This window comes from Streptomyces sp. CT34 (assembly GCF_000805335.1).
Classification (GTDB): domain Bacteria; phylum Actinomycetota; class Actinomycetes; order Streptomycetales; family Streptomycetaceae; genus Streptomyces.
Map to the genome: position 1 here is coordinate 6,234,426 of NZ_KN708638.1, position 13,032 is coordinate 6,247,457.

A 13,032-nucleotide genomic window follows, 5' to 3' on the forward strand; every position below is an offset into this window, starting at 1 on the left:
GGTGGGGGCGTGGGTGGTGGTGGGGCGCGACGGCTCGGGGGCGGGAGGGGAGGTGGGCGGGGAGGGGGAGGGGAAAATCGCTGGGGCATCGGCATCCCGACCGCCGATACTCGTCATGTGTTTCTGACGATAACGACCACTGGTACCACCGACCGCCCCGCCACTGACCTCGGGTTTCTGCTGCACAAGCATCCGGGGAAGGCGCAGCAGTTCTCGACGTCGCACGGGACCGCACACGTCCTCTATCCCGAGGCGGAGGCGGAACGGTGCACGGCGGCGCTGCTGTTGGAGGTCGATCCCGTTGCCCTCGTCCGTCGCGGGCAGGGCAAGGGGCGTGGCGGTGCCCCGGACGCGGCGCTGGGCAGGTATGTGAACGACCGGCCGTACGCAGCGTCGTCGTTGCTGGCGGTGGCGTTGCGGACGGTCTTCGCGAGCGCGATGAAGGGGCAGTGCGCGGCGCGGCCGGAGCTGGTCGGGCGGGCGATGCCGCTGCGTATCGAGGTGCCGGTGCTGCCCGCCCGGGGTGGCGCGGAGCTGGTGGAGAAGCTGTTCCGGCCGCTGGGCTGGTCGGTGGTGGCCGAGCCGCTGCCGTTGGACGAGACGTTCCCGGAGTGGGGCGACTCGCGCTATGTACGGCTGATCCTGGACGGGGAGTGCGCGCTCGCCGAGGCGCTGCGGCATCTGTATGTGCTGCTGCCCGTGCTGGACGACGCCAAGCACTACTGGGTCGCGGCCGATGAGGTCGACAAGCTGTTGCGGGCCGGTGAGGGCTGGCTGGAGGACCACCCCGAGCAGCGGGTGATCGTGGGCCGCTATCTGGCGCGGCGTTCGTCGTTGACCCGTGAGGCCATGGCGCGCCTGGAGCTGGAGCGGCTGGCCGAGGCGGACGACACCGCTGTCGAGGAGATCGACAACGCGGTGGACGAGGAGGCCGACACGGAGGAGAAGCCGGTGCCGCTGGCCGTGCGGCGACGGGAGACGATCCTCAGGGAACTGCGCGCGGTCGGCGCCGCGCGGGTGCTCGATCTGGGGTGCGGGCAGGGGCAGTTGATCGGTGCGCTGTTGAAGGAAGGGCAGTTCACCGAGATCGTCGGGGTGGATGTGTCGATGCGGGCGCTCCATGAGGCGCGACGCCGGCTGCGGCTGGACCGGGTGCCCGAGCGGCGGTCGGCGCGCGTAAGACTCGTACAGGGGTCGCTGGCGTACACCGACGGCCGGCTCACGGGATATGACGCCGCGGTGCTGAGCGAGGTCGTCGAGCATGTGGATCCGGCGCGGCTGCCGGCGCTGGAGTACGCGGTGTTCGGGGCCGCCAGGCCGCGGACGGTCGTGGTGACCACGCCGAACGTCGAGTACAACGTGCGCTGGGAGTCGCTGCCCGCCGGGCAGGTACGGCATGCGGACCACCGGTTCGAGTGGACGCGGGAGGAGTTCCGCCGGTGGGCGGGGGAGGTCGCCGCGCGGCACGGGTACGCGGTGGCGTTCGGCCCGGTGGGGCCGGATGATCCGGAGGTGGGGCCGCCCACTCAGCTCGCGCGCTTCACCCGTGAGGAGAGCGATGCCCCCGCGGCGCGGCGCAACAGCAGCGGCAGCGGGAGCACCTGCACCGGCAGTACCGGCAGTACCGGCAGCACTGGTAGCACCGGCAGTGGTGGCGACGAGGACGGGGATGGCGACAAAAGCAGCATGAGGGACAGCAGGGGCAATGGTGGCAGGTGTGACGGCCGTGGTGGTGCGGACAGCGGGAAGGAGGCAGCGGCATGACGGATGGTGAGCGTACGGAGCGGCAGCAGGGGCGAGTACCCGAGCGGGATCAGGAGCAGGAGAAACAGGGGCGGTTGGGCGAGCGGCGGACCGGGGACCGGCAGGAGACCAACCGGCAGCCGACGTCCTCGCCCGCCACCGGCACGCAGGGCCGCGCGCTGCCCGTGCCCGATCTGTCGCTGGTGGTGCTGGTCGGCGCCACGGGGTCCGGCAAGTCGACCTTCGCCGCGCGGCATTTCAAGCCGACCGAGGTGATCTCGTCGGACTTCTGCCGCGGGCTGGTCAGTGACGACGAGAACGACCAGAGCGTCAGCGGTGACGCGTTCGAGGTGCTGCATTTCATCGTGGGCAAGCGGCTGGCGGCCGGGCGGCTGACGGTCGTGGACGCCACCAATGTGCAGGCGGAGGCGCGCGCCCAGCTGGTGCGGCTGGCGCGCGAGCACGACGTGCTGCCGGTGGCGATCGTGCTGGACGTGCCCGAGCAGGTCTGCGCCGAGCGGAACGCGGCGCGCGCCGACCGGGCCGGGCTGCCGCGCCGGGTCATCCAGCGGCACCAGCGGGAACTGCGGCGCTCCCTAAGGCATTTGGAACGCGAGGGCTTTCGGAAGGTGCACCTCCTGCGGGGTCAGCGGGAGGTCGACTCCGCCGGGGTCGTCCGGGAGCGGCGCTACAACGATCTGCGCCATCTCACGGGTCCGTTCGACATCGTCGGCGATATCCACGGCTGCCGCTCGGAGCTGGAGAGCCTGCTCGGCCGGCTGGGATACGAGGTGCGGTGCGATGCGTCGGGCCGGGCGGTGGACGCCGCGCACCCGGAGGGCCGTACGGCGGTCTTCGTCGGCGACCTCGTGGACCGCGGGCCGGACAGCCCGGGTGTGCTGCGGCTGGTGATGGGCATGGTCGCGGCCGGTCACGCTCTGTGTGTGTCCGGGAACCATGAGAACAAGCTCGGTCGTTACCTCAACGGCCGCAAGGTTCAGCACACGCACGGACTTGCCGAGACGATCGAGCAGTTGGAGAAGGAGGACGATGGTTTCCGCGCCGGGGTCGCGGAGTTCATCAGGGGACTGGTCGGCCACTACGTCCTGGACGGGGGTGGATTGGTGGTGTGCCACGCGGGTTTGCCGGAGAAGTACCACGGCCGGACGTCGGGCCGGGTGCGGTCGTTCGCGCTGTACGGCGACACGACGGGCGAGACGGACGAGTTCGGCCTGCCGGTGCGATATCCGTGGGCGGAGGACTACCGGGGCCGTGCCGCCGTGGTCTACGGCCATACGCCGATACCGCGGGCCGGCTGGCTCAACAACACCATCTGCCTGGACACCGGTTGCGTCTTCGGCGGCCGGATGACCGCGCTGCGCTGGCCGGAGCGGGAGCTGGTGGACGTACCGGCGGAGCGTGTCTGGTACGAGCCGGCCCGGCCGCTCGCCACGGAGGCGCCCGGCGGTGCGGACGGCCGGCCGCTGGACCTGAACGACGTGGCGGGCCGGCGGACCGTGGAGACCCGCCACATGGGCCGGCTCGCGGTCAAGGAGGAGAACGCCGCGGCGGCGCTGGAGGGGATGAGCCGCTTCGCGATCGACCCTCGGCTGCTGCCGTATCTCCCGCCGACGATGGCGCCGTGTGCGACGTCCGAGGAGGAGGCGCAGGGAGAGGGCTTCCTGGAGCACCCGGCGGAGGCGTTCGCCGAGTACCGCATGGCGGGCGTCCGGGAAGTGGTGTGCGAGGAGAAGCACATGGGGTCCCGTGCGGTGGTGCTGGTCTGCCGCGACGAGGCGGTGGCCGGTGAGCGGTTCGGGGTGCCGGGCAAGGACGTCCTGGGCGCGGTGTACACCCGTACGGGACGGCCGTTCTTCGACGACGCGGCGATATCCGAGCGGATCCTGCGGCGGGTCGGCGCGTGTGTGGCCGAGGCCGGGCTGTGGGACGGACTGGACACGGACTGGCTGCTGTTGGATGCCGAGTTGATGCCATGGTCCCTGAAGGCGACCGGTCTGCTGCGCGGGCAGTACGCGGCGGTCGGCGCGGCGTCCGGGGCGGTCTTCCCGGGGGCGATCGGCGCGCTGGAGGCGGCGCAGTCCCGTGGTGTGGACGTGTCGGCGCTGCTGGAGCGGCAGCGTGGGCGGGCGGCCGATGCCGCGGCGTTCACGGCGGCGTACCGGCGCTACTGCTGGCGGGTGGGCGCGACGGCGGACGCGGCCGGTTCCGAAGGGGCGGCGGGCGGTGACGGGCTCGGCGTGCCGGCCGGGATCCGGCTGGCGCCGTTCCAGATACTCGCCGCGCGGGGGCGCAGCCTGGCCGGGCTGCCGCACACCGAGCAACTGGCGCTGATCGACCGGCTGATAGCGGCCGAGGAGACGCTGGTCGCACGGGACGGTACGGCGGCCGGGGGCGGCACCGCGGCTCTGGACGAGGTCATCGCCGGAGGTTCCGTCGAGGCGGGCGCCGGTGCGCGGCGCGAGCGAACGAGGCTGCTCGCGCCGACCCGCCGGCTGGTCGTCGACACCGGGGACGAGGCGTCGGTCGCGGCCGGTGTCGCCTGGTGGCTGGATCTGACCGCGGACGGCGGTGAGGGCATGGTCGTCAAGCCGGTGCAGGCACTGGTCCGGCAGGCTGACGGCCGGCTCGTGCAGCCGGGCATCAAGTGCCGTGGCCGCGAGTACCTGCGGATCATCTACGGGCCGGAGTACACCCGCCCGGAGAATCTGCGGCGGCTGCGCATACGCCATCTCGGCCACAAGCGCTCGCTGGCCCTGCGTGAGTACGCGCTGGGGCTGGAGGCGCTGGACCGGCTGGCGGCCGGGGAGCCGCTGTGGCGGGTGCACGAGGCGGTCTTCGCGGTGCTCGCGCTGGAGTCGGAGCCGGTGGATCCGCGGCTGTAGGGGTACGGGAGCCGGCGGTGTGCCCGTCGGGCCCGGTGGGATCGTGTACCTCCCGGGCCCGACGGCGAGTCGGCTATGTCCGCCCGCCCTTGGGGCCTCGTCCGTTCCCCGGAGGCATTGGTCGTTCCCCGGAGGCATTGGCTGTTTCCCGGGGTACTTCGCGCGTTCCTCGGGACGTCTCGTTCGTTCCCCGGGATACCTCGCCTGTTTCCCGGGGGCGCCCAGCCACGCTCGGTTCATCTCCAACTGGCGCCGCTGACACCATTGACACCGTTGATGCCGGTGTTGCCGGTGTCGCCGCCGAAGCTGCGGACGGTGCTCAAGCTGCCGAAGCCGCTCACGCCGCACGTGCCGCCCGGTACGTCCGTCGGTAGTCGACCGGCGGCACCCCCATCGCCCGGGCGAAGTGGCGGCGGAGGTTGGCCGAGGTGCCCAGGCCGGCGATCTCCGCGACCCGGTCCACGGGCAGGTCGGTGCTCTCCAGCAACTCCCTGGCCCGTGCGATGCGTTGGGCCTGGATCCACTGCATCGGCGTGGTGCCGGTCGCGGCGTGGAAGCGGCGGACGAGGGTGCGCGGGCTGGTGTTGGCGTGCCGGGCGAGGTCCGCCACGGTGAGTGGGTGCCGGAGGCGTTCCGCGGCCCAGTGGAGGACGGGCGCGAGCGAGTCGTCGCGGCGTTCCGGCAGCGGCGTCTCGATGTACTGGGCCTGTCCACCGGGGCGGTGCGCGGGCGCGACCAGTTGGCGGGCCAGGGAGTTGGCGACCTCCGTGCCGTAGTCCTCGCGGATCAGGTGCAGGCAGACGTCGATGGAGGCGGTGGAGCCCGCGCCGGTGAGCACATCGCCGTGGTCCACGTAGAGGACCGTCGGGTCGACGCTGACGGCCGGATAGCGCTCGGCGAGCAGCTCCGCGTACATCCAGTGGGTGGCGGCGGTGCGGCCGTCCAGCAGGCCGGTCGCGGCGAGGGTGAAGGCGCCCGAGCAGAGGGAGACGACGCGTGCGCCGCGGCGGTGGGCGGTGCGCAGGGCCGCGACGAGTTCGTCCGGCGGATCGCCGTGCACATCGGCGGAGGCCGGTACGAGAACCGTGTCCGCGGAGAGCAGTTCCGTGATGCCGTACGGGGTCCGGGTGCTGAACCACGGCCCGGCGAGAGGGGTTTCGCCGGCCGGGCCGATCGCGCACACCCGCAGGTCGTACCAGTTCGGGGGTGGCTGGATCCGGTCGTTGCCGAAGATGTGGCAGGGGATGGCGAGTTCGAGGAACGGCATGCCGGTGGTGACGGCGATCGCGAGGGAGGCCATAAGCGGGAGTGTGGCAGAAGACGTGGCAGGAATGTAGCGCATGGTGGCAGTGCTGCCACTCGCGGCCGGGGAGCGCGGAGCGGATGCTTGATCGACATGACCACTCCTTATCCGGGCGGCCGGGGGACGGGTGTGCCCTCGGGCGGGGCCGCCGCATCGGGCGACCCTGCCGTTCCTGGCGCCGCCGCGCGTACTGTTCCCGCACGTGCAGTTTCCGCACACACCGTTCCCGCACGTACCGTTTCCGCTCGAACTTCCCCCGCACATACCGCTCCTGCGCGCACCGCGTCCGTGTGCCCGGCTCCTGCCGCCGCGGGCGTCCAGAGCAACGCCGCGCTCGTCCGGCGCAACGCCGATGCCGCGCCTCGTGATGCCGGAGAGCCGCCGCGTGACGCCGACGCGGACGCTGTCCGCAGCGCCGCCGACGCGCCCCCGCCCGACGCGGATGCCGCCGGTGGCGGCGCCGCCGATCCGCGCCGGTGGCTGATCCTGGCCATCGCCTCCGCCACGCAGTTCCTGGCGGTGCTCGATCTGATCGCGGTCACCATCGCGTTCCCGGCCATCGGCCGGGACTTCGCGCCGGCGCCCGCCTCCGCGCTCTCCTGGGTGCTCAACGGCTACACCGTCGTGCTCGCCGCGCTCCTGGTGCCGGCCGGGCGGCTCGCCGACGAGGCCGGCCGGCGGCGCTGCTTCCTGACCGGCATGGTGCTGTTCGGCCTGGCGTCGGCTGCCTGCGGAATGGCGCCCACCCTCACGCTGCTCATCGTGGCGCGGGTGGTGCAGGGCGTGGCGGCTGCCGTACTGATCCCCACCTCCCTCTCCCTCGCGCTGCCCGCCTTCCCGCCCCGGGAACGCGCGACGGCGGTCGGTGCCTGGACGGCGGTCAGCGCGGTGGCGGCGAGCTCCGGCCCGGTGATCGGCGGACTGCTCGCCGCCTCCGACTGGCGGCTGATCTTCCTGATCAACGTCCCGGTGGTGCTGCTCGCGGTGGGCGCGGGCGTCCGGCTGCTGCCCCGCTCCGAACGCGGCGGGCGGCAGGCGCTCGACCTGCCGGGGACGGCGCTGGTGCTGGTGTGCGTCGGTGCGCTGGTGACCGCGTGCGTCGAGGCTCCCGAGTGGGGCTACACCTCCCCCGCCACACTGGCGGTCCTCGCCGCCGGCGTACTAGTGGGCGCGCTGGGTGTGCGCCACGTACGGCGGGCCGCGGATCCCGTGGTGCACCCGGAGCTCTTCCGGACGCCCGGGTTCGCGGCCGCCACACTGGGGCTGCTCAGCTACTTCGTGGCCTACGGGGCGATGATGCTCGGTGCGAGCCTGCTGTTCACCGATGTGTGGCACTACTCGGTGCGGACCGCCGGCCTGGCGCTGGCGCCCTGGCCGCTGACGGTGCTGGTGGTCTCCGCGCTCTCCGGCCGTGTCGTCGGGGCGGTCGGGGCACGGGCGACGGGCGTCATCGGGGCGCTGTGCTTCGTGGCGGCCACCCTGTGGTGGCTGGCGCTGGCCGGCGACGGACAGGGCGGCGGGGGCACGCATTATGCGACGCACTTCCTGCCCGGCCTGATCTTCGCCGGGTTCGGCACCGGGCTGTACCAGCCGGTGATGTTCGCCGCGACGGGACTGCTGCCCAGCCGTCAACTCTCCCTCGGATCAGGTGTCCTGATGGTGTCGCGGCAGGCCGGTACGGCGCTGGGCGTGGCCGTACTGGTAGCCGTGACGGGCGGCCGGCAGCAGCCGGACTTCGGGTCGTTGCGCGGCGGCTGGATCATCGCGGCGGTGACCTCGGCGGGCGCGGTGGCCGCGGCACTGACGCTGCGGCGGGGCGGTGCGCGGGTGTCGGGTGAGGCCGATGACCGATGACCGATGACGGTGTGCGGGGGACTGCGTGAGGGCGGTGGCGGTGGCGGTGCGCGATACGCAGTGGGCCGCAGGCCGGGTGGGGCAGGTGTGGGCCGGGGAGGACGTGCGGAGGCGGTACGACCTGCCCTGCTCGGGACGCGGAGGCCGACGGTCCGGGCGTCGCGGCGGGCGGTCCGGGAGTGGAGGCTCGCGGTCCGGGCATGGAGGCCAGCGGTCCGGGAGTGGAGGCTCCCGCTCCGGGCATGAAGGCCCGCGATCCGGACGTGGAGGCTCCCGCTCCGGATGAGGCGGCCCCACGCCAAATCCTTCCCGAGGATGGGTCGATGGGCCCCGTGCCGGTCCCTGGTATATCCCTGAGCTCGTCGAGCTTCGTCCCCGGGACCTCCCGGATTTTCGCCCCAGGGAGCCCCCGGAGGACGGGCCCCGGACCTCCCGCAGGCTCACCCCCACATCTCCCGGAGATTCCCCCCCACATCTCCCGGAATTTCCCCCCACATCTGCCCGAGGTCCACCCCGACATCTCCCGGAAGTCCACCCCGACATTCCCCCGACTCCCGTTCCCCGACTCCCCGACATCCCCCCGACATCGCGCCGAGTCCCGACACCGGGCGGTCGGAGCGGACAAGATGGGGAGATGGGATTCCATGTCGACTCAGAGGCCGGGCGGCTGCGCCGGGTCATCCTGCATCGCCCCGATCTGGAGCTGAAGCGGCTCACGCCCACCAACAAGGACACCTTGCTGTTCGACGACGTGCTGTGGGTGCGTCGGGCGCGGGCCGAGCACGACGGGTTCGCGGATGTGCTCCGGGACCGCGGCGTCGAGGTGCACCTCTTCGGAGATCTGCTGGCCGAGAGCCTGCGGATCCCCGAGGCGCGCACGCTGGTCCTGGACCGGGTCTTCGACGAGAAGGAGTACGGCCCGCTGGCCACCGACCATCTGCGGGCGGCGTTCGACGAACTGCCGGTGCCGGAGCTCGTGGAGGCGCTGGTCGGCGGTATGACCAAGCGTGAGTTCCTGGAGCACCACCTCGAGCCGACCTCGGTCCGCTTCCATGTGATGGATCTGGACGACTTCCTGCTGGACCCGCTGCCCAACCACCTCTTCACCCGCGACACCTCCGCCTGGATCTACGACGGGGTGTCGATCAACTCCATGCGCTGGCCCGCCCGGCAGCGCGAGACCGTCCACTACGAGGCGATCTACCGCCACCATCCGCTGTTCCGCGGTGAGGACTTCCACGTCTGGTCGGAGGGGCAGGCGGACTTCCCCTCGACGATCGAGGGCGGCGATGTGCTGGTCATGGGCAGCGGCGCGGTGCTGATCGGGATGAGCGAGCGGACCACCCCGCAGGCCGTCGAACTGCTGGCGCGCGGACTGTTCGCGGCGGGTTCGGCGCGCACGATCGTGGCGCTGGACATGCCCAAGCGGCGGGCGTTCATGCACCTCGACACCGTCATGACGATGATCGACGGGGACACCTTCACCCAGTACGCGGGCCTGGGCATGCTCCGCTCGTACACCATCGAACCGGGCTCCGGCGACCAGGACCTCAAGGTCACCGACCATCCGCCGGAGCACATGCACCGCGCCATAGCGGCCTCCCTGGGCCTCTCCGACATCCGGGTGCTGACCGCGACCCAGGACGTCCACTCGGCCGAGCGCGAGCAGTGGGACGACGGATGCAATGTGCTGGCGGTGGAGCCGGGCGTGGTGGTGGCGTACGAGCGGAACGTCACCACGAACACCTTCCTGCGCAAGCGCGGCATCGAGGTGATCACCATCCCCGGGAGCGAGCTGGGGAGGGGCCGCGGCGGTCCGCGCTGTATGAGCTGCCCGGTGACGAGGGAGGCGGTACCGGGGGCGGAGTGAGAGGGCGGGGCCGGACCTATCCGGCCGGGGCCGGATCTATCCGGCGTGACCGGGCACGGCGCCCGCCGAGTGCCTCACCCGGCAGCCCGGACGTCCCGTATAGAGATACAGCGCATCGTATATACTTCCAGTATCAGTTCGATACCGTCCCCGACTGCCGCGAACCAGGAGCCGACCCATGGCGATAGACCTCACGGGCCGCCACTTCCTCAAGGAGCTGGACTTCAGCGCCGAGGAGTTCCGCCGACTGATCGACCTGGCCGCCGAGTTGAAAGCGGCGAAGCGCGCCGGCACCGAGGTCCCCCGCCTGAAGGGCCGCAACATCGCCCTGATCTTCGAGAAGACCTCGACCCGGACCCGCTGCTCCTTCGAGGTCGCCGCCGCGGACCAGGGCGCCTCGACCACCTACCTGGACCCGTCCGGTTCGCAGATCGGGCACAAGGAGTCGGTCAAGGACACCGCACGTGTCCTCGGCCGGATGTTCGACGGTATCGAATTCCGCGGCAGCCGCCAGTCCGACGTCGAGGAGCTCGCCGCGTACGCCGGTGTGCCCGTCTTCAACGGGCTGACCGACGACTGGCACCCCACCCAGATGCTCGCCGACGTGCTCACCATGGTCGAGCACGGCAACGGCCGCCCCCTGGAGGAGACCGCCTTCGCCTACCTCGGCGACGCCCGCAACAACATGGGCAACTCCTACCTCGTCACCGGTGCGCTGCTCGGCATGGACGTGCGGATCGTGGCGCCCAAGCGGTTGTGGCCCGAGGAGGCGGTCATCGCGCAGGCGCGGTCACTGGCCGAGGCCAGCGGCGCCCGGGTCACCCTCACCGAGGACGTCGCCGAGGGCGTCCGCGGCGCGGACTTCGTCGCCACCGACGTCTGGGTCTCCATGGGCGAGCCCAAGGAGGTCTGGGACGAGCGGATCGCGCTGCTCGCCCCGTACGCGGTCACGATGGACGTGCTGCGCGCCACGGGCCGGCCCGACGTGAAGTTCCTGCACTGCCTGCCCGCGTACCACGACCTGGGCACGGCGGTCGGCCGGGAGATCCACGCGCGCCACGGTCTGTCGTCACTGGAGGTCACCGACGAGGTCTTCGAGTCCGCGCACTCGGTCGTCTTCGACGAGGCGGAGAACCGGATGCACACGATCAAGGCGGTGCTGGTGGCGACACTGGCCCGCTAGCTGGGCCCTGTCGTCAAACTCCCGCCTGCCTGCCGATGCCCGGCACGCGTTCCCACCCTCGAACCGGCTTCGCCGGCTCGGGCGGGGCTCTTCGCCGCACCGGGCGACGACCTCAGTACTCCTCCAAGTACACGGGCCGTCGCCCGGCGCACGCCGGGAGCACGCACCGGACGCCGCCCGGCCCGCCCCTTCGGGTGGACGGCGGGAGTTTGACGGCAGGACCCAGAGCGCGCGGGAAGCCCGCAGCGCCCCAGGGCACCCCGCATCGATGCATAGCCATACGGGCAAATGGGCGATCATGCAGTTCCAGCGGTTACCATCGAGCCGCTCACGGGGTCCGGACCCACCGGTCCGGGCCCCGCTCCGCGCCCGGCGCCACCCCCGCCGCGCGCACCGCACCACCAGAGAGAGAACCACCCCATGTCCCGCTCAGGCCCGTCCGGACTGCGCATCAAGTCCCCCGACCTCCTCATCGCCGAATCCGGCGCGGACCTCGAAGGCAACGGCCTGCGGCGCAGCATGGGCCTCTTCCAGCTCGTCTGCTTCGGCATCGGTGCCATCGTCGGCACCGGCATCTTCGTCGGCCTGTCCGACACTGTCGCGCAGGCCGGCCCCGCCGTCATCGTCTCCTTCGTCCTCGCCGCGATCACCTGCGTCTTCACCGCCTTCTCCTTCGCGGAACTGGGCGGCGCCATACCGGTCTCCGGCAGCTCGTACTCCTACGCCTACGCCACCCTCGGCGAGCGCACCGCCTTCCTCGTCGGCTGGTGCCTGCTCCTCGAATACGGCATCTCGGTCTCCGCGGTCGCGGTCGGCTGGGGCCAGTACCTCAACGAACTGCTGGGCAGCCTGACCGGCTGGCAGCTGCCCGCCGCGCTCTCCAGCCCGCCCGGTGCCGGCGGCATCGTCAACATCCCCGCCGTCGTCGTGATGCTGCTCGCCGCGCTGCTGCTCGTCCGCGGCGTCCGGGAGAGCGCCCGTGCCACCGCCGCGATGGCGGTGGTCAAGCTGGCGGTCCTGGCGCTGTTCTGTGTGATCGGCTTCAGTGCCTTCCGGAGCGGGAACCTCGCGCCGTTCGCCCCGGAGGGCATCGCCGGGATCACCTCCGGGGCGTCCGTCGCGTTCTTCTCGTACATCGGCTTCGACGCCGTCACCACCGCCGGTGAAGAGGTCCGCAACCCGCGGCGCAACATCCCCGTCGCGATCATGATCTGCATCGGTGTGGTCACCGTCCTGTACTGCCTGGTCGCGCTCGGCGCCATCGGCGCGCTGTCCTCCGGGAAGGTCGCCGGGCAGCCGGCCGCGCTGTCGCTGATCGTCAACCGCGTCACCCACTCCACCCTCGGCGGCGGGGTGATCGCCTTCGGTGCGGTGGTCGCCATCGCCTCCGTCGTCCTCGCCGTGATGTACGGGCAGACCCGCATCCTGATGTCGATGTCCCGGGACGGCCTGATCCCGCGGATCTTCGAACGGATCTCGCCGCGGACCTCCACCCCCGTGGCCAACACCTGGATCGTCGCCGCCGTCTTCGCGGTCCCCGCCGCGGTCGTCCCGCTCGACGTGGTGATGAACCTGACCACCATCGGGACCCTGGCGATCATGGCCGTGGTCAATGTCAGCGTGCTGGTCCTGCGCCGCACCCGGCCCGACCTGCCGCGCCGCTTCCGCGTCCCGCTCTTCCCGCTCAGCCCGGTCCTCGGCATCGCCTTCTGCGGCTACCTGATCTACGGCACCGGCCCGGCGACCTGGTTGCAGTTCGCCGTGTTCCTGGCCGTCGGCGCGCTGGTCTACGCGCTGTACGGGCGCCGCCACTCCCGCCTCGGGAGCGGGAGCCGGGAGCCGGGCGGGGAAGCGGATGCGACGCCGGGCGCCGGCGGGACCGAGAGCGGGACCGGGGGAGCGATCCGGGACCGGGTCGGGGCCGTCTCGGAGTAGCCGGACCGGAAGCCCGGGGAGTGGCCCCGCGGTACCCTCGCGGCGCCGACCCGGTACGGAGCCGGGGCGACGCGAGCCGGGGGTGGTGGGTCAGGGCTGCGGCAGCCGCGGCGCCCGCAGCGGGGGAGGGCGAACCACGGACGCCACCCCGCCCGGAGCCCTGCACACGGCCTTGCCGTGCGCGGTCGGCCGGCAGCCGGCGGCGGAGCTCGGGCCCCGGACCAGCCGCGGCCCGCGGCGC

The 13,032-nt window shown here is 72.2% G+C and carries 7 protein-coding genes; 6 read left to right on the plus strand and 1 reads right to left on the minus strand.

Going from position 1 to position 13,032, the window contains the following annotated elements:
- Positions 1–117: 117 nt before the first annotated feature.
- Together RZ84_RS27235 and RZ84_RS27240 are read left to right on the plus strand one after the other, a co-directional pair.
- Positions 118–1,764, plus strand: coding sequence for a 3' terminal RNA ribose 2'-O-methyltransferase Hen1 (locus tag RZ84_RS27235; protein ID WP_078894228.1), 1,647 nt, complete (start codon positions 118–120; stop codon positions 1,762–1,764).
- Positions 1,761–4,646, plus strand: coding sequence for a polynucleotide kinase-phosphatase (locus RZ84_RS27240; protein ID WP_078894230.1), 2,886 nt, complete (start codon positions 1,761–1,763; stop codon positions 4,644–4,646). Before RZ84_RS27235 ends, RZ84_RS27240 begins: the two co-directional genes overlap by 4 nt.
- Before the next feature lie 337 nt (positions 4,647–4,983).
- Here the strand turns inward: RZ84_RS27240 and RZ84_RS27245 are convergent, their stop codons facing one another.
- On the minus strand, positions 4,984–5,946 hold the full coding sequence (locus tag RZ84_RS27245) for a GlxA family transcriptional regulator (protein WP_043266632.1): 963 nt from the start codon (positions 5,944–5,946) through the stop codon (positions 4,984–4,986).
- A 291-nt stretch (positions 5,947–6,237) separates the two neighbouring features.
- Here RZ84_RS27245 and RZ84_RS27250 point away from each other — a divergent pair, with 291 nt between their 5' ends.
- From RZ84_RS27250 to RZ84_RS27265, 4 genes are all read left to right on the plus strand, one after another.
- Positions 6,238–7,803, plus strand: coding sequence for an MFS transporter (locus RZ84_RS27250; RefSeq protein WP_241777870.1), 1,566 nt, complete (start codon positions 6,238–6,240; stop codon positions 7,801–7,803).
- Positions 7,804–8,437: 634 nt separating this feature from the next.
- A complete protein-coding gene (locus tag RZ84_RS27255) occupies positions 8,438–9,673 on the plus strand; it encodes an arginine deiminase (RefSeq protein WP_043266634.1) in 1,236 nt (411 codons plus the stop codon).
- Positions 9,674–9,851: 178 nt separating this feature from the next.
- Positions 9,852–10,856, plus strand: a complete 1,005-nt coding sequence (gene argF / locus RZ84_RS27260) for an ornithine carbamoyltransferase (protein ID WP_043266636.1) — start codon at positions 9,852–9,854, stop codon at positions 10,854–10,856.
- 420 nt (positions 10,857–11,276) lie between these two features.
- Positions 11,277–12,791, plus strand: a complete 1,515-nt coding sequence (locus RZ84_RS27265) for an amino acid permease (protein ID WP_043266638.1) — start codon at positions 11,277–11,279, stop codon at positions 12,789–12,791.
- Positions 12,792–13,032 lie beyond the last annotated feature (241 nt).

Excerpts from the sequence above, each read along its gene's own strand:
- argF (WP_043266636.1), top strand. The coding sequence starts at position 9,852 with ATGGCGATAGACCTCACGGGCCGCCACTTCCTCAAGGAGCTGGACTTC.
- RZ84_RS27240 (WP_078894230.1), top strand. The coding sequence starts at position 1,761 with ATGACGGATGGTGAGCGTACGGAGCGGCAGCAGGGGCGAGTACCCGAG.
- RZ84_RS27245 (WP_043266632.1), bottom strand. The coding sequence starts at position 5,946 with ATGGCCTCCCTCGCGATCGCCGTCACCACCGGCATGCCGTTCCTCGAA.
- RZ84_RS27255 (WP_043266634.1), top strand. The coding sequence starts at position 8,438 with ATGGGATTCCATGTCGACTCAGAGGCCGGGCGGCTGCGCCGGGTCATC.
- RZ84_RS27265 (WP_043266638.1), top strand. The coding sequence starts at position 11,277 with ATGTCCCGCTCAGGCCCGTCCGGACTGCGCATCAAGTCCCCCGACCTC.